Genomic DNA, 18,340 nt, shown 5'->3' on the forward strand with positions numbered 1-18,340 from the left:
GTTAATTTTCATTGTTGTTTTGTTCGCCGTCATTTTCTAGATGCATCTGTGTCTTATACTCTTCTCTGAAACGTTCGATGGCATAGTCCATATCATCCATTGTCCCATGCTTCACCCACTGGCGATGGGTTGATGAAAAGGTATATCTGTCAACTAGACCAGGCTCTAGAAGTTTATTGTACTGATCTTGGGTTAACTTAGGTGCATTTTTTTGTTGTTTATTTACCCATTCCTTAAATTTGTCTCCACTTTCGGCATATACCTCAAAAGTATGTTCTGTGAAGCCCTCTCCATTAAAGTTGGAGTTCATGCCATCATAAACACCAGGCTCATCAGCTTGTAAGTAAAGAATGGTTTGCATACCAGCCATGTTGTACTTTTGGCCACCAAGTGCCGGGATCCAAAGCGCTGCCATGGAACCAGCTGAAGCTAACCGAAATTCAATTGCCCGGTCTGTAGGAATATGCAAATAATTGACTGTTTCAATATCCTGCTCTGGATAGCTGAAGAACCATTTCCAGTTAGCTGCCGTTGCATAAACAACTAGCGGTTCTTTTTCACTGGAGGATTCAGGTGGTTTTTCCAAATCAAACAATGTATTAACCGTTGGGATTGATAATAATGTAACAATTATTATCGGGATAATTATCCAAACAGCTTCAATCGCCTTGTTACCATGTTGGTTAGGTTTGTAGCTGCTTTCCTTTCGTTTTGAGTGGTCACGGTATTTGATGACAATAACAGTAAACGCTACGTAAACAACTACGATTATCCCAGCCATGTACATAAGCGAATACAAAATCAGATCTTTTTGGCTCTCTGCTACCGGTCCTTTTGGGTCAAACACGACCATTTGTTCACAGCCGCTCAGCAGGAAAACCATGCTTAGTAGCAAAAATATAAAACCTTTTTTGCAATGAAGTTTTTTACAATTCATGAGGAAACACTCCCACCGATAGTTAAATAGATAAATCCTTATATTCACATTGTAGCAATTGAGCAGAACTTCTTATAGGCAATAAATGGTCATAAACCAAAAGTTCGTTTTTTTGTTGAAATTCTGCTACAAAATGTTCGAGGTTTTAAACAATTACAAATCCATCAGCTGGTTTTAGGTAGCCAATGTTGTCTACTTCTGTACTGTCGCCGGTGAATTTTCAGGATTCACCGGGGAAAATTCATGTTGCACCGGTTAAATTTGAGGTTTCATCGGCGAAAATTCATGTGACTCCGGCGAAATTTGGTATTCTACCGGCGAAGTTTAGTGTTTCACCGGTATTTCAAACTATTCAGTGGGGCATTCTTTTCACCCTCCCAAATGAAATCTCCTACTATATTAATAATTCAAACTTTTGTGTTACTATATTTAAAGATGTATTTATGTAAAAGGGGGATAACATGAAACTAAAACTTATACATACCAATGATGTACATAGTAATTTTGAAAATTTTTCAAAGGCAGCTTCACTGATTAGACAACATAAAGATGATGATACGCTTATATTTGATGGGGGAGACTTTGCTGATTTTAAAAGTATTGAACTCCAGGGGACGAAAGGAATGGCAGCAATCGAAATGCTGGAGTATGTTGGTTATGACGCTTTGACAATAGGTAATAATGAAATGTTTAATGGCGTTGATACACTTGAACACATGGCCAGCAACAGTTCCTTTCCTTTTATCAGCAACAACTTGCTTAAGAAGGGTAAAAGTAAAATAACCGGTGTTTTTTCCAGCACGATCATTGAAAAAAATGGGCTTCGAATCCTGATTACCGGATCGTCACCGGACTTAGAAGAATTCAATGATGGGCTTGGTGTACATATTAGCTCTTATAAAGAAGCGATTGCTGAAGAGATAAAACGGAATCAGGGTAAATACGATATATGTATCCTTCTGAATCACGTTGGGACATTTGTTGATGACGAGCTTGTCAAAGAAATGAATGGTATTGATGTCATTATTTCAGCACACGACCATAAGCTTTACTCTGAAGCGAAGATAGTTAATGGAACGGTTATGAACAGTGCTGGAAATTATGGTGAGCACATCGGTATCTTAGAGCTTGCAGTAACCGATGGAAAAGTGGAATTACTTCATTCTATGAACCTTTCCACTGTTTCTATTGAAATGGATCAAGAGATTGTAGCCATTTTAAAACGAAATAAAGAGAAAGCAATTGAAGTTTTAAGTCAGCCGCTTTACACTATTGGCCAGCCACTTTGGCATGACGTGATTGAGGAAAATCCAATTACTAACTTAATTGCTGATGGATTGAAGGATATGCTGAATTGTGACATAGGCTTAATCAACAGTGGGATTGTTAATGCAGGAGTTTTCAACTATTTATCTAATAAAAAATTAATTGAAATATGTCCTTCACCATTGAATCCTACTTCTTTTGAAGTGAAGGGAAAACACCTCATAAATGCAATAGAACAATCACTGGATGCACAGATTTGTATGGCAGATGGCAGAGGTCCAGGTTTTAGAGGGAAATATGCAGGCAGGTTGCATGTCTCAGGCGCGACAATTAAACATGATGGCAAAAAAGTCACTGAAATGATTATTGGGGATAACCCTGTAGAAAATGAAGCATGGTACACGGTAGCGAGCTCCGATTATTTACATCGCGGTTCTGGGTATGAATCACTCGCTAACAATAGAAACGAAAAATATCGAGCAGAGGAAATTCGTGACGTAATCAGACTATATGCGAATCGCCCTGAGTTTCTTGAAAAGGCATTTATCACTAGATGGAAAGAGAGCAGTGAGATTACTGTATAACCTATCAAGATTATAGTTCGGGGGAGTGATTAATAAATTGGAACATCAATTAAATAACTTTACCAAAATACACGATGAATTCATCGCTGATTGGAACGAAGCATTGAATTCAGGCGATACATCTTCATTAGAAAGAATGACTGAGGATTATTACGTTGTATTTTTTAAAGCTGTAAATAAAAAGCCGATTATATTTAACAGGCAAGAGGCACTAGCTGGAATGCAACAATCTGTTATGCAGTTTTTAGGGGCTAATAAAAAGTTTGAAAATAGGATCATTCGTCTAAAGGACGAGAAGAGTGCAGTGGTGTTTTACGAACAATTGATCGAAAGAAATGCAAAAGTTTTAGCAAGATTTTTTACCATTGAAAATTGGCAACTTACTAATGGAAAATGGATGATTGTGAGGGAAACGGAAGAACCGATTAATTAGTGTCGGTTTTTACAACTGCAATATGGTATAATTGGGTAGTCTGAAAATTCATTCAATAAAATTTGTAGGCAATATTTGTTAAAGGAGGTGTTCATTATGACAATCAAAATAATTTGTATCGTTAATGACTATAAGGGGATAACGCCTAAATAACAAAGTTGCTTAGCGTTTCCCCGAATTTTGAAAGGGGAAAATTTATGAGTACAGAAAATGTGAAACTTGTAGAAATAAATGCAGAAAACTGGTATGAATGCTGTGAATTAGAGGTATCAACAGAACAAGCAGAATACATTGAACCGAATGCTATATCAATAGCTCAATCAAAATTTAAACCTACATTAAAGCCATATGCTATTTATTTTGAAGAAAAGGTAGTTGGCTTTTTAATGTACAATTCGGTTCGAGAAGAACTTGATGGTTATTGGGTCTATAGAATAATGGTGGATAAGGAATTCCAAGGCAAGGGTATAGGTAAAGCGGCAACTAATTTAATGATTTCAGAAATGTCCAAACTGCCAAATGTGAAAAAAATTGTAGTAGGTTATCACCCGGAAAATTTGGGAGCACATAATTTATACTCAAGTTTAGGATTTATTTATAATGGTGATCGGTTTGGTAAGGAAATGGCAGTTATTAAATATATAAACGAGTGATTAGAGAAAAGGACCAATTTTTTGGTCCTCTTCTTATTAAAATCAGGGGGCTATAAAATGAGTGTCAATTATAAATTTTGGACTGTATGTATGATACAAGATAATGATAAAGTTCTATTATTAGATAGACAACACGATAATTTTAAAGGGTTTATCCCTCCTGGTGGAAAAGTAGAGTTCCCGGAAAGTTTTGTAGAGGGAGCCATTAGAGAAGTAAAGGAAGAAACGGGTCTTGAAGTTAGTAATCTTGTCTACAAAGGGATTTATGAGTATGTAAATCCTGACAAAAATGACAGATACATAATTTTCAATTATATAACCAAGGAGTTCAGTGGGACGTTACTTCAGAAACCTCATGAAGGAAAACCAGTCTGGGTGAACATTGGAGACGTAAAGGATTTGCCTATGCAAAAATCTATTCGTCGTAGGTTTCCACTGTTTTTTGATGAGGGTACGTTTGAAGTTCAGGTTAAATGGGACAACGAAAAAGATGCTGAAGGAGAAGTAATGATAAGAAAAACATAATTCTTATATAAAAATGACGAACGAGTTTAGGGATAGTGAGGTGAAAGTATGTTAAGGATCAGAGAAATAGCCTTCTAAGATAGGCATGGTAGTATTTTAGGAGGCTATTTTGATATATAGGAGATGTATGAATGATGAAACAAAACAAATATGATGATGCGGATTTCTTTTCTACGTATGAGCAAATGCCAAGATCAGTCAAAGGGCTTGAAGGTGCGGGAGAATGGCCAGTTTTAAAATCGTTAATGCCAGAGCTGCGAAATAAGGGTGTTCTTGACTTAGGATGCGGTTACGGTTGGCATTGCCGATTTGCTCGTGAGCAACATGCAAGTTCTGTAGTAGGCGTAGATATATCCGAAAAAATGCTTCAGAAAGCTCGTGAAAAAACAGATGATCCATTAATTTCGTATTTAAAAATGCCAATTGAAGACATCAATTTTTCAGATTCTCAATTTGATGTGGTTATCAGTTCATTGGCTTTTCACTATATAAAGTCGTTCGAAACAATCTGCAAAAAAGTCTATGCTAATCTAAAGCCTGGGGGTACTTTTGTTTTTTCAGTTGAACATCCAATCTTTACTTCTCGAAATGAACAAGATTGGTATTTCGATGACCAAGGCAATCGTTTGCATTGGCCAGTTGACAACTATCAATCAGAAGGAGTGCGTGAAACAACATTCTTAACCGAGAACGTTGTAAAATATCATCGTACGATTTCAACATATATAAATGACTTAATCGGTGCAGGTTTTAGCATAAGAGCAGTTAAGGAACCAACGCCTACTCATGAAATGTTAAAGAATCTACCTGAAATGAAGCATGAAAATAGAAGGCCAATGTTTTTAATACTTTCAGCAGAAAAACTCTAGTTGAAGTATGATCGTTAAATTACAGAATGAAAATAATCATCCTAAATTGCTTTTTAAAGCTTATAGGGTGGTTTTTTTATTCTTAAAAAGTTACTGCAATCAAACTTTTGAAGTTTTTATTCTAAACCTACTTGACACCACCTAATTACTAATGTATATTTACTTACATAAAGTAAGTACACTTTAAAAATAGTACTATTAACGAAATACATCATAGAAAAGGAGTGTCATGCAAATGATAAACAAAAATGAAATAGGTGCAATTATTCTAAGGATCTTTTTAGGTTTAACGTTTTTCATACATGGTCTAGATAAGTTTCAGGCAGGCATTGGGAATACAGTCGGTTTTTTTGAAAGCATAGGGATCCCAGGTTTTGCTGCTTATGTAGTAGCTTCCATCGAGTTGATCGGTGGTATTGCGATGGTATTAGGTATCGGAACAAGAATTATATCTACCTTATTTGTACTAATTATGGTTGGAGCAATCATTAAGGCGAAGTTTGCGGCAGGATTTTTGGGAGGATATGAACTTGACTTAGCTTTATTGGTTATTTCTATTTTCCTTGCTATTTCAAATCGAAACCTTTTTTCATTAGATAATGCGTTATCTTCCTCGAAACAGGGTTAATTTTACACAAAGGGGGCAATAAACGTGGAACAGAAATTTTTTCAGGAACCGAATTCGTTTGTAGGACATGTTAATTTAAAAGTACAAAATTTAGCACGCTCTGTTGAATTTTATCAAGAAATAATAGGCTTTCAAATACTCGAAAAGACAGAAAGAAAAGCTGTACTATCTGCGGATGGTAAAACAACGTTGTTAACAATTGAACAGCCTGATAATGTGAAACCGAAACAGGCCAATACATCGGGGTTATATCATTATGCGATATTGTTACCTAGCAGATTAGATTTGGCAAAAATCTTAAAGCACTTCATTCAACTTAACGTACGATTAGGATCATCTGACCATCTTGTGAGTGAGGCTCTTTATTTAAATGATCCCGACGGAAATGGAATTGAAATTTATATTGATCGACCATCTTCCACATGGGTTTGGGATAACGATGAGGTGGCAATGGCCGTAGATCCGTTAGACGCTCAGGGTATTCTTGCGGAACTTGATGATGAAAGTTGGGACGGTCTTCCGGCAGATACAGTTATGGGGCATATTCATTTGCATGTGTCAGAATTGCAAAAAACGGAAGAATTCTATAGCAAGGGGCTTGGTTTTAATGTTGTAAACCGATTTGGCTCGCAAGCACTATTTATTTCAACTGGTAGTTATCATCACCATATTGGTTTAAATACGTGGGCAGGGGTTGGTGCACCCGCAGCCTCAGAAGAAAGTGTTGGATTGAAATCATTCTCACTTGTATATCCAGGCGAACAAGCTAGAAAAAAAGTAGTGGAACAGTTACAGCATTTAGGCTATGAAGTACATCAAGAGAATGATGTTTTCGTTACGAAGGATCCTTCTGAGAATTGTATTGAACTAGCAATTTAATTATTCTATGAGCTGGGCGTAATCCGAATAAAGGATTACGTCCAGCTTTCGTTTTCGGTATTTTTGTTTAAAAATGAAGAATTATTTAGATTGATAACAAAATTGTTTGTCATGAATTTGTAAGCAATTTTTAATAAATTTCATATTCTTTTCCTACAATTGACCCTTATGATAAAAGGTGAAGGAGAGGAAAAAGTTATGAAAACACTCGTTTTAACTACAGCAGGGGCCTTTTTGGTAGCAGGTGGCGTAATCGGAACGAGCAACAATACGCAGGCAGATAGAACAAATCAGGTGACTGCAAAAGTGGAAATGACTCAGACATATCATAAATCTTCAGAGGATATTAGTAATCTCCCTGAATCTGACGCTTTAAATGACCAAGTAGAATTAGCTGATTATGAGACACAAGTTGTTGGAGATAACGCACATAATCGGGTTATTCTTTTAATAGATGAAAATGGACAGGCACAATATAAAAGTATTCTTGTAAAAGACGCGAATAGACTTAAAATAATAGACTTTGATAAGGGATTGGTTTTCAATCGTATTTTGATTGACGATCAGAAAGATGAAACTGAACAAGAGGAAGAAAATTACAGTGAAACAACTGAAACTGAGGGCGACTTTCTAGAATTTGATATTTTAGATGAACACGTAGGTGCTGATGGTTATCAAACAAAGATTGTAGTAAACAATTCCCAAAAACGTATTATCATTTTAAATGATGAAAATGGCCAGCCGCAATATAAAAGTATTTTTGTGAAAGAGACAAAATCACTTGAAATCATCGACCTTGATCAAGGGATGGTTTTCAAAGGGGCTATTGGATAGACAGGTTACTGAAGTACAATTCATACCTCTTTTATGGAAGAACAAAATCCGGTTGACCTTGAAAACGCTTCAAAATGAAGCGTTTTTTGGTTTGGTCTATATTTTTATAAAAAATCCATTGCTTTCGTTTTACACTATAACATTAAAAGTGAACCTAAAAGCTCGGGTTATCGGTTCACGTCCATTTTGTATTAATGAATAGTAATCTGAATATTTATGTTAAAATGTATGTAATCAACTGGCATGTTTATTAAGATGATGAGGAGGAATGCTGGCATGAATAACGTCATCTTATTTGATGGAGAATGTAATTTTTGTGACCATAGCGTCCAATTCATAATTAAAAGAGATAAGAAGGCTATATATAAATTTGCATCAATTCAGAGTGATATTGGGCAAAAGATATTAAAAAACTTTAATGTTCCTGAAAATATAGACAGCCTTATTCTTGTTGAAGGTAATAAATGTTACTTTAAATCTTCAGCGGCTCTACGGATTTGTAAGAACTTGAAAGGTGGATGGAAGTTACTCTATTGCTTCCTGAGTATACCAAAATTGGTACGCGATTATTTTTACGACATCATCGCAAAGAACAGGTATAAATGGTTCGGGAAGAAAGATGCTTGTATGCTACCATCTCCTGAAATGCGAAATAGATTTTTAAAATAGATTGGGGGTTCTACTATGAAAAAGGTAGTTTTAGCAGGGGGAACGGGCTTCATCGGTGAATATTTTGAGAATAAATTTAATGAACTTGACTATGAGGTGAAAATCATATCAAGAAGATCTCCGAATATTTCCTGGGATGATACATCTGGAATAATAGAAGCATTAGAGGGTGCTGAACTTCTGGTGAATCTTGCTGGAAAATCAGTAAATTGTCGATATAATGAAGAAAATAAGAATGAAATCATGAATTCAAGGATAAAGACAACTAACATACTTGGAAAGTCTATTTTGGCTTGCAAAAATCCACCTAAGGTTTGGATGAATTCCAGCACGGCAACTATTTATCGGCACGCGGAAGATCGTCCAATGACAGAGGAAAATGGAGATATTGGTTCAGGGTTTTCCGTTGATGTTGCTACTAACTGGGAGAAAACCTTCTTTTCTTTTGATCTACCAAAAACAAGGAAAGCCGCACTCCGCACAGCCATCGTACTAGGTAAAGATGGTGGGGTAATGACACCATACCGAAACTTAGTGAAGTTTGGGTTAGGCGGTGTACAGGGATCAGGAAAACAAAAATTTAGCTGGATCCATATTGAAGATATGTTTCAAATTGTTCTTTTTATAAAGGAAAGAGATGATCTTAGCGGTGTATTTAATTGTTCGGCTCCGAATCCTGTAAGTAACAAAGAACTTATGAGTTTATTTCGGACTGAAATGAATGTGCCGTTTGGTTTACCTTCTCCTAAATGGATATTAGAAATGGGATCAGTGATGATTAGGACGGAAACGGAATTGGTGTTGAAAAGCCGCTGGGTTATTCCAGAACGATTGGAAAGAGAAGGTTACAGGTTCACTTTCGACACACTTAATAAGACTTTGCGAGACATTCTACAATAAATCATTACATTGGAATAAAAGTTAGGGAGGAAATAATATGTTAACTAATATCGGACTTCCTGGCTTGATACTACTCTTGATGATCTTAGCGGTGTTTGTCGGAATAGGAATGCTTTTATTTAAATGGATTAAAAAGTAATTTTCTTCAAGAAACAGTTGTGAGCATTGCCTTTGCTTATAATAGCGATGTCCCTTGTATACAAGTAAGGCAGAAAACATTAAGAAAATGAACACTATAGGGAGAGGTTTATTGTGGTAGAAGTAAGTGCATTTCCTATACTTAAAACGGATAGATTGATTTTAAGACAAGTAACAAAAGATGATGCTAGCAGCCTTTTAAAGTATTTGTCCAATAAAGACGTAATGAAGTACGTTGGGTTAGAACCATTTAAGTCCATTGATGACGCATTGGATGAAATTTCGTGGTATCAATCAATATTCGAAAAGAGAACAGGAATAAGATGGGGGATTACGTTGAAAGATCAAGGGGAGGTAATTGGTAGTTGTGGTTTTCTTAACTTGGTTTCACGCCATTATCGTTCTGAAATTGGTGTTGAGTTAAGTTACGAACACTCGGGGAAAGGTATAGCAAGTGAGGCTTTTGAAGCCGTTATTAGATATGGATTTGAACAGATGAGTTTACAACGAATAGAAGCGTTAATAGAACCACCTAATATTCCGTCCCAAAAATTAGCAGAAAAACAGGGGTTTATTAGAGAAGGGCTGTTGAGAAACTATGAATTTACTTGCGGAAAATTTGATGATTTATATATGTATTCATTGTTAAAACAAGACTTCAAATAAAACAAAAAGAAGAGTGCAATAACGGGGGAGTTAATTTGAATTATAAATTATTAATATTGTTAATAGGCTCATACTTGTTGGCATTTTCAATAAATCTTATGCCGGCAATAAAGCATCCTGACTTAAATGTGGATATTTTCAACACAATTGTAACCATCATATTTATGTTCTTATTACTAATGTACGCTAAAAAAAGAAGCAGGATATTGAAGCTATTTTCAATATTCGGAGTTATATCAGGTGTAATTGTATTTGTCATCACCACATTTGAGCACGCTATGTTTGGTAATGTTATTTTAGATGCAATTGCATCAATACAGTATCCCCTATACTTAATCTTTATCACGCCTTTATTTGGAGGTAATATACTATTTGACCTAAGCTATGGATCATACTCGTTGTTGATGTCACTGTTTTATGGAATTGTTTTTGTACTTACTGTAAATTTTAATAAGAAAGATCAACCAGTAAATTCTGGTTGACCTTATATTGATAGGGAGCTAGTAATTAGGAATTACTGCCAAGCTCCTGATAAGCTTCCTTTTTCGCATGTTTAGGTCTTGATTGATGTAGATTAAAGATCACCATCACTACTAATACTAATAAAGCGCATAAAATATAGAGTTGTTGAAAGCCGAAAGCAGCTACAACAACACCCCACACAAATGAACCAACAGCAATACCGGAATCATAGAGCATAAAGAATGTTGCTGTTGCATGACCACTTCTAGATCTAGGTGCAGCCTGTATTGCCATTGATTGGAAACTAGGTAATAATGAGCCATAACCCAAACCAATGAGTCCAGCTGAAACCAGTAGCATCCAAGGCGTGCTCGTAAAGCTTAGAAGGACAAGCCCGATTGCAAATATGAATAAGCATGGTAATATGACAAATTTAGGACCACGAGTATCGAACGCTTTTCCAAGAGATGGTCTTGATACGAGCATAACGATAGCAAAGACTAAAAAGAAATAGCTTGCAGTAGTCGCTAATCCAATCGAATTGGAGTATACAGAGATAAAAGATATAATACTAGCGTATGCTAAGGAGACTAAGCTACTTATTAATGCAACTGGTAATGCCTTCATTTCGATTAAATCGCTAAACGAGAACTTGAACTTAACCGATTTATTAATAATCACAGTATTTTTAGGAACATGAACTACTATAGAACTGATAACCCCAGCTACCATGATAATGCTCAAAACGATAAAGAGTGTTTTAAATGATGCAAATTGTAATAAAGTTAAACCGATAAACGGTCCTACGACAACAGCTAGGTTCATTGACATTGCAAAGTATCCTAATCCAGCTCCACGTCGTGCAGCTGGAATGATATCTGCTGCAATAGCACCAGTTGCGGTAGTAATTACCCCAAAGGATAACCCGTGAAAGAACCGTAACAGTAACAATGGTGTAAATTCATCAATCCAAATATAAAGAAAGGACGTTGCTGTAAATATGGCTACACTGAGAACGAGTCCTTTTTTCTTGCCGATATAATCTAGTAAATTACCGGAAAATGGTCGTGCAATGATAGCGGCTATTAACATAACCGTTACGACCAAACCAGCCTCTGTTTGGGAACCCCCAAGATTATTAATCACATAAATTGGGAGCGTAGTTAATAATGTATAAAAAGCAATAAAGACCAGGAATTGTGTTAAGGAAATACCAATAAAGCTTTTGGTCCATATTGCTTGTTGATTGTTCTCTTTCATTATGCATTCTCTCCTGATGGTCCAAGTTTGTGTAATAAGATTTGTAATTGTTCTTTTTCATCTGAAGACAGACCCTCCAACATTTCTGCATCAAATTCATCCATTGTTTGCTGGACAATCTTAAATTTTTGCTTTGCCTCTTTGGTTAATTCAATGACACGTTCTCTTTTGTCATTTCCATGTTTTCGCACAATCCAGCCGCTTTTTTCCATACGGGACAATGTGCGGGTAACCGTTGGAGCCTCCACGTTCAGGTATTTCCAAATTGCGGTTTGTGTCATTGGTCCAAACCGCTCGATACAAAAAATAATAGACCACTGGGAAGCATACAACCCATGGTCACTAAGACGATTATTCACTTCTTTTGCAAATAAACGAGTCCGTTGGTTTAACAAGTGAATTAAGTTTCTATTGGTTATTTCATCCATTTCTTTCACCTCAATATTTACCTAGGTAAGTAATTAACTTAACCTATACTACACGTTTTGAGTGATTTTGTAAACCACATCAGCTTATACATCTATTATGGAAATGCAAAAATGGCACTTATATTTTGAAATCGCAGTAGGTTGTTATTACTAAGAATATTTTCGGGAGTTTGTTACATGATATGTTGAAAAAGCAGTAAATTAAGGGAAGGGAAGGATACCGTGCCAATTGTAGAAATATCACCGTCTTTGTCAACGTATTACGAGTCATCAGGAACAGGCTACCCTGTTATATTCATTCATCCTCCTCATATGGGGCAAACCGTCTTCAAGTACCAGCATGAACTCTCCAATCATTTTCGGGTAATCACATACGATATCCGTGGGCATGGAAAAAGTGGAAGTAGTGATGAGGATGTGACTATTCCTCTTCTCGCCGCCGATTTGTCGGCTTTTCTAGATGCGTTAGGGATTGATCAAGCTATCATTGTAGGTTATTCAGCAGGCGGTTCGATTGCTCAAGAGTTTGTACTTACTTATCCAGATCGTGTCAAGGCACTCGTGCTTTCAGGAGGATTTTCTGAAGTTAGTACATTTACATTAAAGCGGCAATTCCAATTTGGTATAGCACTCGTACGTACTGGACAAAGCGAGCTTTTGAGTAAACTATTGACTATGTCACATAAAGTGACGAAGGAAGATCAACCTGAACTTCTTCATGAGTGTTTACAGGCGCACCCCCAAAGTGCGTACGGTTTTTATAAAAAAAGCATGGATTATACGTGTACGGATCTTCTCCACAACCTTCGTTGTCCAGTCTTTCTACTGTATGGTAGATTCAGCCACATTCGCCCTTATCAAAAGATTTACAAACGGGAAGTCCCGCAAATGAAAAGCGTATTGGTCAGCAAATCTCTTCATCAAGTACCGATTAAAAATTATCGTTCTTTTAATCAAGCACTTTCGAGTTTTTTACAGAACTTATAATCTTGGTTTAAGGCTCTTTTCGTACGCATTGTTGCATTTTCAGCTTCATAGTTGATATAAACTGCGACATAACTACTGGTTGATTTCCGCTTCGGACCGTTGCTTTCCGCGGGCACGGCTTCAGCCTCCTCACGGAAGACCACCGCTGCGGGGTCTTCAGACTCGTGCTGTTCCCGCAGGAGTCAACGGTCCTTCGCTCCAATCAACTGCTATAATAGTGAATGAGCTATATAGGACTGTTTCCAGACATCATGTTAGCGTAGTGTATTTCCGGAGCGGTGAAGCAGTTTATATCTATTCTCTCAAAAGCAACTATCTTTACGAAAACAGCCTAGTTTAAAAAAGGGTCCGAGTGGTATCCCTTTTTCTAATGGGTATAGATAACCCCTCTATTGGTAGCTTCTAAAAAATTCACTCCATTTGCAAGGTTATTTGGAATTTTGTGTTATATTAAGTGAAAGAAGATAACACGGTGGATAAGTTAGAGGTGAAGCTATTGGAGAATGAAACGAAGATTGTTATTGGAGCAGGGGAATATAATAACAACCCAGGTTGGAGGCATACCCAAGAAGAGGAACTTAACTTAGTAGATGAGAGGACTTGGTGTCAGAAGTTTACTAGTGAATCTTTAACAGCTATTTTAGCTGAACATGTATGGGAGCACCTTACCTATGAAGAAGGAGTAAAAGCTGCACGAATCTGTTATAACTATCTAAAGACTTCAGGATATATTCGTTGTGCGGTTCCAGATGGTAATTTTCCAGATGAAACATATCAGAAAATCGTTCAAGTAGGCGGACCCGGGCCTAATGATCACCCCGCAGCAAGTCATAAAATTGTATATAATTATAAAACTCTATCAGAAATGTTCGAGCTTGCTGGATTTGAAGTGAAGTTACTTGAATACTGTGATAAAAATGGTGAATTCCATTCCAATGAATGGAGTGGGGAAGATGGTGTTATTTTTCGTTCAATGAAGTTCGATCCAAGAAATCAAGGTGGAAAAATACTAGTTCCTTCTTTGATTATTGACGCTGTTAAGCGGTAGGTCATTTGATTATTATACTAAAATCATTTTAGATATGAATTATTGCTATGTTTGCCTATCGATTAGAGAATAAAAGTAGATTATAAGAAATCAATAACGGTATTACCTAAAAAGGAGGTCACTGGAATGGTTGGTCTGAATGTTAAATTTGAACAAAATATTAAAGAGCGATTAAAGCATCATAACGTTTCTGGCTTAAGCATTGCCCTAATTAATAATGGCAAAATCAGTAAGACTGAAGAATTTGGTATTCTTGAAGCTGGAACCACTAACGAGGTAGACAACAATTCTATTTTCAATGCTTGTTCAATTAGTAAATTTCTAACCTCGGTGCTAGTTTTGAAGTTAACTGAACTAGGAATCTTAGATTTAGATGAAAATGTAAATGATAAACTTACCTCTTGGAAGGTTCCTGAAAATGAATTTACCCGAAGAGAAAAAGTTACGCTCCGAACATTACTTAGTCATCAATCCGGGATAATTGATCCTGAAGGGAGCTTTGCCGAGCTTGATTCCAATCAAAGTATTCCCGTGATTGTGGATCTATTGGAAGGAAAAACCCCTTATTGTAAAAATCCCATAGATGTTAACTATGAACCTGGGAGTGACTTTCACTATTCGGATGCGGGGTTTTGCATCATACAACAATTGATAGAGGACGTTTCCCAAAAGTCTTTTGAAGAAGTAATGATCGAACATATATTTAACCCATTGGATATGAAAAACAGCACATTATCACAAGTGATACCGAAAGCAGGAAGAGGAATATTTTCTAGTGGTCATAATAAAAATGGTACTGTTGTTAATGGCAGATATCCAATCTACCCATATCCAGCAGCTTCTGGACTTTGGACCACACCAACTGATCTAGCGGTTTTAGTAACAGAATTGATGAATTCACTCAATGGTAAAAGTAAATTGGGATTTTCTCATGATATGGTTAAAGAAATGATTTCTCCACAAGGTGGTAAGGAATGGGTCGGGCTAGGGGTTTTTCTGGACGGTTCAGGAAAAGGCATTGACATTTCCTCCCTCGGTTGGGGTGTAGGATTTCAATGTATGATGGTAGCAAATCCATATCTTGCGACTGGTGCAGTCATTATGACAAATACGGATTTAGGTGTTCATCAAATGGAAGGCATTATTGGGGAGGTATATAATTCGATGTTGAAATCATGAATTGTAAAACACCATGGTTAACTTTTCCATTTAATAGTAGACTTGACTTATTCAATGTTTTAATAAAAAGGATAGTTTTGTTAGGGCGGTTGTAATTTATGAAGTTTCTTAAAATGGGTCTTTTTTATTTAATTGGTATTTTCGGAATTATTTGTATAAGTGTATTCCCGCATTTTTTTGCAACTGCGGGTTTGTCAAATCCATTTGAATATGTGAAGGACTTAGGCTCTTTCTTTTTGGGGCTTTTTCAAACTGAGTCGTGGATGTTTCAAGCAGCCCATTCCCCGGGGGATTATTCCCTGCTAGGAACATTGTGGGAGCCATACGTCTACTCGATGCAGCTTTTTTTTGGTGCCATTTTACTAGGATTTTCTTTGGCTTTTATTCTTGCTTTTGCTGCAAACTTCCTTCCACGAAAAGTAATGCAGTGGGTTAAACGGACATTGGACCTGTTGGAATCGGTGCCAGATGTGGTCATTGCTGTTTCGTTACAAGCACTCAGTATCTATATTTATAAAAGTAGTGGAGTAGACTTATTTCGTGTAGCTGGATATATGGATGAAAATGTCTATTTTGCGCCAATCGTCACCTTGGCGATTATGCCTATGATTTCTTTATTTAAGATTTTACTTTTTAGGATAGAAGAAGAGTTCTTGAAGGATTATGTCGTGTTCTTGAAAAGTAAAGGGATTCATAAAACAGGTATCCTTGTTCGGCATGTCTTGAAAAACGTATTACCTACGACATTCCAACATTCAAAGGTAATCATTTGGGCAACGTTGTCCAGTCAATTTATTATCGAATATTTATTTAATACGCATGGTGTAACTTTTTTCATTTTAGATAGTTTTAACTCCATGACGATTGCTGTAACGCTAGTGTTAATATTTACGCCATTTTTTGTCTTTTTTCAATTAGTTGATTTGTACTTATACGAGGATCCATTACATAGCCAGAATATAATGGTAAACAACAATCAGCCATTTAATCCAGTCCAATCGATTAAGAATTTGGTCAACGCGGTATCGCGTATCAGGCTGAATGACGTTAAACCTTGGAAACCTTTCGTTTATGTCGGTGGGCTATTCTTCAGGCATATGAAAAACTATAAATTTGCGATAGGTAGTTTGTTTTTTATAGTGGTAATTGGTGTAAGTGTCATCTATTCCACCACAACAAATGATCACGTTGATCAGGTACGGATCATATATGAAGCAGATGGTCTGACTATAAAGAGTATACCGCCACACCCGCCAGGAATGCCCTTTTTACTTGGGTCTGATAATGTTGGATTCGATTATCTGGATCGACTCATTATCGGAGCAAAGTATACGTTAATATTTGGTTTGCTGATAGCCGGGCTTAGGGTTTTGTTGGGCTTGTTAGGTGGTATTCTGTTTGCCTTCTTTTTAAAAGGTAAGAAACAAGGTTGGATTGAAAGGTTAGTAGATTCGATACATTTTCTGCCTTTAACGGTCATTGCTTATGTACTTCTCCAGCCAATCCTGTCTGTTCGACCTGGCATGGTAACATACAGTCTAACCGAGCGTATTATTCTGGAGATAATTATTTTAACCGCTATTGTAATACCACTGACTACAGTGTTAATTGGAAATAATGTAAAAGATGTCCTCCAAAGTGAATTTATTATGAGTGCCAAGGTTCTGGGTGGAAGCAAGTTCTACATTTTAGTGCGACATGTGCTACCCCATGTTGGTCCAAGAGTAGCAATTCTTTTTGGTCAACAATTTATTCAAGTCTTACTTGTCTTTATCCATTTAGGAGTATTCTCCTTCTTTTTTGGTGGAACAGTTTTTAGAAGAGGTTCTCCTCCAATGTCGGTAACAAATGAATGGTCTGGTTTAATTGGTGCAGCAAAAAATGAAATAGGAAGTGGAAATACGCAAATATGGTTGATTCTGTGCCCATTAGTAGCCTTCATGTTAAGCATTTTTGCCATGCAATTTATCATAAAAGGTGTGAAAGAGGTACAACAAGCTAAGCTCGGGGGAGTGTATAAATTCCGAAGAGGTAAAAAGAAACGAAATGCTACGAGTAGCAATGAAATTCCGGAACATAAATTTACTAAGGAAAGCTTTCGGCGAGTTGGAAATGGTAGAAGGTAATGTCAATAATAGTTTTATAATATTTGGAGGTTTAGAAGATGAATGTTGAGTCACTTAAAGTAAATAAGCAAAGTTGGGATGAGGTTGCACAGCGATTTTATGGGAGAAATCCTCTTCCAGAATATGGGCCACTTGCGCCGCGTGAGGATGAATTAAATTTATTTGGCAATGTAAGCAATCTGAAAGTCTTGGATATTGGTTGTGGCAGTGGGCATTCTTTACAATACATGAGCAAGCGGAATGCCGGTGAACTCTGGGGAATAGACTTGTCAAAGAAACAAATTGATGCAGCAAAACTATTACCAGAAAACTGTAGTTCTACTGTCAATTTGTTTGAATCACCAATGGAAGAGAATCCTGGTATACCAGAAAACCATTTTGATATCGTTTATTCCATTTACGCATTAGGTTGGACAACTAATCTGGATAAAACCCTAGCAAACATTCATAAATATCTCAAAAAAGGTGGAGTGTTTATCTTTAGTTGGGAACACCCATTACACAGTCGTGTAAGTAATAAAGATGACGTTCTATCTTTTGCCAAATCCTATCACGAAGAAGGTCCATACGATCATGAGGCATGGGACAAACCTGCAATTATGCAACAACATAGAGTCAGTAAATATGTCAACACATTAATCAACCATGGGTTTAGAATTGAAAAAATGATTGAGGATGTTCGCCTAACGGAAGAAGATGTTCATCGGCACGCAAATAGATGGTATTCTTTTGAAAAAGCAAAGTCTATCCCTACTACTCTAATTATTAAAAGTCAGAAGTTGTAGTATGAAAAATGAAAAGAACATTTGGGAGAAACTAAAAGAATCCGGATTCTGGAGTTCTGTATTTGTATTGCTTACGACAGTCCT

At 36.6% G+C, this 18,340-nt stretch carries 20 protein-coding genes; 17 read left to right on the forward strand and 3 right to left on the reverse strand.

Translation table 11 applies throughout. The features are described 5' to 3' along the window. Position 1: 1 nt before the first annotated feature. Complete coding sequence (qoxA, locus tag LG329_RS17900) at positions 2–937, reverse strand: cytochrome aa3 quinol oxidase subunit II (protein ID WP_404452196.1); 936 nt, start codon at positions 935–937, stop codon at positions 2–4. Between the two features lie 461 nt (positions 938–1,398). On the opposite strand from qoxA, the gene LG329_RS17905 reads away from it, so the two are divergent. The 12 genes from LG329_RS17905 (at position 1,399) to LG329_RS17960 (ending at position 10,463) form a co-directional block, all read left to right on the forward strand. Beyond that, positions 1,399–2,787: a bifunctional metallophosphatase/5'-nucleotidase gene (locus LG329_RS17905; protein WP_404452197.1), complete on the forward strand. Its 1,389-nt coding sequence runs from the start codon at positions 1,399–1,401 to the stop codon at positions 2,785–2,787. 37 nt (positions 2,788–2,824) lie between these two features. Then, on the forward strand, positions 2,825–3,220 hold the full coding sequence (locus LG329_RS17910; RefSeq protein ID WP_404452198.1) for a nuclear transport factor 2 family protein: 396 nt from the start codon (positions 2,825–2,827) through the stop codon (positions 3,218–3,220). Positions 3,221–3,417: 197 nt separating this feature from the next. Continuing rightward, positions 3,418–3,873, forward strand: a complete 456-nt coding sequence (locus tag LG329_RS17915) for a GNAT family N-acetyltransferase (RefSeq protein ID WP_404452199.1) — start codon at positions 3,418–3,420, stop codon at positions 3,871–3,873. 57 nt (positions 3,874–3,930) lie between these two features. Beyond that, positions 3,931–4,398, forward strand: coding sequence for an 8-oxo-dGTP diphosphatase (locus LG329_RS17920; RefSeq protein ID WP_404452200.1), 468 nt, complete (start codon positions 3,931–3,933; stop codon positions 4,396–4,398). A 134-nt stretch (positions 4,399–4,532) separates the two neighbouring features. Then, positions 4,533–5,267: a class I SAM-dependent methyltransferase gene (locus tag LG329_RS17925; protein WP_404456762.1), complete on the forward strand. Its 735-nt coding sequence runs from the start codon at positions 4,533–4,535 to the stop codon at positions 5,265–5,267. A gap of 235 nt (positions 5,268–5,502) precedes the next feature. After that, complete coding sequence (locus LG329_RS17930) at positions 5,503–5,895, forward strand: DoxX family protein (protein ID WP_404452201.1); 393 nt, start codon at positions 5,503–5,505, stop codon at positions 5,893–5,895. Positions 5,896–5,919: 24 nt separating this feature from the next. Beyond that, positions 5,920–6,774, forward strand: coding sequence for a VOC family protein (locus LG329_RS17935; protein WP_404452203.1), 855 nt, complete (start codon positions 5,920–5,922; stop codon positions 6,772–6,774). Between the two features lie 198 nt (positions 6,775–6,972). After that, entirely contained in the window at positions 6,973–7,608 is a 636-nt protein-coding gene (locus LG329_RS17940) for a hypothetical protein (RefSeq protein ID WP_404452204.1), read from the forward strand. A 276-nt stretch (positions 7,609–7,884) separates the two neighbouring features. Beyond that, positions 7,885–8,277, forward strand: a complete 393-nt coding sequence (locus LG329_RS17945; protein WP_404452205.1) for a thiol-disulfide oxidoreductase DCC family protein — start codon at positions 7,885–7,887, stop codon at positions 8,275–8,277. A 15-nt stretch (positions 8,278–8,292) separates the two neighbouring features. Continuing rightward, positions 8,293–9,177, forward strand: coding sequence for a TIGR01777 family oxidoreductase (locus tag LG329_RS17950; protein WP_404452206.1), 885 nt, complete (start codon positions 8,293–8,295; stop codon positions 9,175–9,177). Positions 9,178–9,426: 249 nt separating this feature from the next. After that, complete coding sequence (locus tag LG329_RS17955; RefSeq protein ID WP_404456765.1) at positions 9,427–9,981, forward strand: GNAT family N-acetyltransferase; 555 nt, start codon at positions 9,427–9,429, stop codon at positions 9,979–9,981. A gap of 35 nt (positions 9,982–10,016) precedes the next feature. Next, entirely contained in the window at positions 10,017–10,463 is a 447-nt protein-coding gene (locus tag LG329_RS17960; protein ID WP_404452207.1) for a hypothetical protein, read from the forward strand. Between the two features lie 25 nt (positions 10,464–10,488). Here the strand turns inward: LG329_RS17960 and LG329_RS17965 are convergent, their stop codons facing one another. Further along, positions 10,489–11,703: an MFS transporter gene (locus tag LG329_RS17965; protein WP_404452208.1), complete on the reverse strand. Its 1,215-nt coding sequence runs from the start codon at positions 11,701–11,703 to the stop codon at positions 10,489–10,491. Next, positions 11,703–12,131 (reverse strand): MarR family winged helix-turn-helix transcriptional regulator, encoded by a 429-nt coding sequence (locus LG329_RS17970; protein WP_404452209.1) that lies wholly within the window; start codon positions 12,129–12,131, stop codon positions 11,703–11,705. Before LG329_RS17970 ends, LG329_RS17965 begins: the two co-directional genes overlap by 1 nt. A gap of 222 nt (positions 12,132–12,353) precedes the next feature. Here LG329_RS17970 and LG329_RS17975 point away from each other — a divergent pair, with 222 nt between their 5' ends. The 5 genes from LG329_RS17975 (at position 12,354) to LG329_RS17995 (ending at position 18,256) form a co-directional block, all read left to right on the forward strand. After that, positions 12,354–13,118 carry an alpha/beta fold hydrolase gene (locus tag LG329_RS17975; RefSeq protein ID WP_404452212.1) on the forward strand — a complete coding sequence of 255 codons (765 nt, stop codon included), beginning with the start codon at positions 12,354–12,356 and terminating at the stop codon, positions 13,116–13,118. Positions 13,119–13,590: 472 nt separating this feature from the next. Beyond that, on the forward strand, positions 13,591–14,166 hold the full coding sequence (locus tag LG329_RS17980) for a class I SAM-dependent methyltransferase (protein ID WP_404452213.1): 576 nt from the start codon (positions 13,591–13,593) through the stop codon (positions 14,164–14,166). Positions 14,167–14,292: 126 nt separating this feature from the next. Continuing rightward, positions 14,293–15,345, forward strand: coding sequence for a serine hydrolase domain-containing protein (locus tag LG329_RS17985; RefSeq protein ID WP_404452214.1), 1,053 nt, complete (start codon positions 14,293–14,295; stop codon positions 15,343–15,345). A gap of 98 nt (positions 15,346–15,443) precedes the next feature. Next, entirely contained in the window at positions 15,444–17,471 is a 2,028-nt protein-coding gene (locus LG329_RS17990; protein WP_404452215.1) for an ABC transporter permease subunit, read from the forward strand. Positions 17,472–17,509: 38 nt separating this feature from the next. Next, complete coding sequence (locus LG329_RS17995) at positions 17,510–18,256, forward strand: class I SAM-dependent methyltransferase (RefSeq protein WP_404452217.1); 747 nt, start codon at positions 17,510–17,512, stop codon at positions 18,254–18,256. Positions 18,257–18,340: the final 84 nt, after the last annotated feature.

Origin of the sequence: Virgibacillus necropolis (genome assembly GCF_044793635.1) — a bacterium.
In the GTDB taxonomy this organism is placed as follows: Bacteria; Bacillota; Bacilli; order Bacillales; family Amphibacillaceae; genus Virgibacillus_F; species Virgibacillus_F necropolis_A.

Coding starts and splice junctions, on each gene's coding strand:
- qoxA (WP_404452196.1), bottom strand. CDS start 937: ATGAATTGTAAAAAACTTCATTGCAAAAAAGGTTTTATATTTTTGCTA.
- LG329_RS17905 (WP_404452197.1), top strand. CDS start 1,399: ATGAAACTAAAACTTATACATACCAATGATGTACATAGTAATTTTGAA.
- LG329_RS17915 (WP_404452199.1), top strand. CDS start 3,418: ATGAGTACAGAAAATGTGAAACTTGTAGAAATAAATGCAGAAAACTGG.
- LG329_RS17920 (WP_404452200.1), top strand. CDS start 3,931: ATGAGTGTCAATTATAAATTTTGGACTGTATGTATGATACAAGATAAT.
- LG329_RS17925 (WP_404456762.1), top strand. CDS start 4,533: ATGAAACAAAACAAATATGATGATGCGGATTTCTTTTCTACGTATGAG.
- LG329_RS17930 (WP_404452201.1), top strand. CDS start 5,503: ATGATAAACAAAAATGAAATAGGTGCAATTATTCTAAGGATCTTTTTA.
- LG329_RS17940 (WP_404452204.1), top strand. CDS start 6,973: ATGAAAACACTCGTTTTAACTACAGCAGGGGCCTTTTTGGTAGCAGGT.
- LG329_RS17945 (WP_404452205.1), top strand. CDS start 7,885: ATGAATAACGTCATCTTATTTGATGGAGAATGTAATTTTTGTGACCAT.
- LG329_RS17950 (WP_404452206.1), top strand. CDS start 8,293: ATGAAAAAGGTAGTTTTAGCAGGGGGAACGGGCTTCATCGGTGAATAT.
- LG329_RS17965 (WP_404452208.1), bottom strand. CDS start 11,703: ATGAAAGAGAACAATCAACAAGCAATATGGACCAAAAGCTTTATTGGT.
- LG329_RS17970 (WP_404452209.1), bottom strand. CDS start 12,131: ATGGATGAAATAACCAATAGAAACTTAATTCACTTGTTAAACCAACGG.
- LG329_RS17985 (WP_404452214.1), top strand. CDS start 14,293: ATGGTTGGTCTGAATGTTAAATTTGAACAAAATATTAAAGAGCGATTA.
- LG329_RS17990 (WP_404452215.1), top strand. CDS start 15,444: ATGAAGTTTCTTAAAATGGGTCTTTTTTATTTAATTGGTATTTTCGGA.
- LG329_RS17995 (WP_404452217.1), top strand. CDS start 17,510: ATGAATGTTGAGTCACTTAAAGTAAATAAGCAAAGTTGGGATGAGGTT.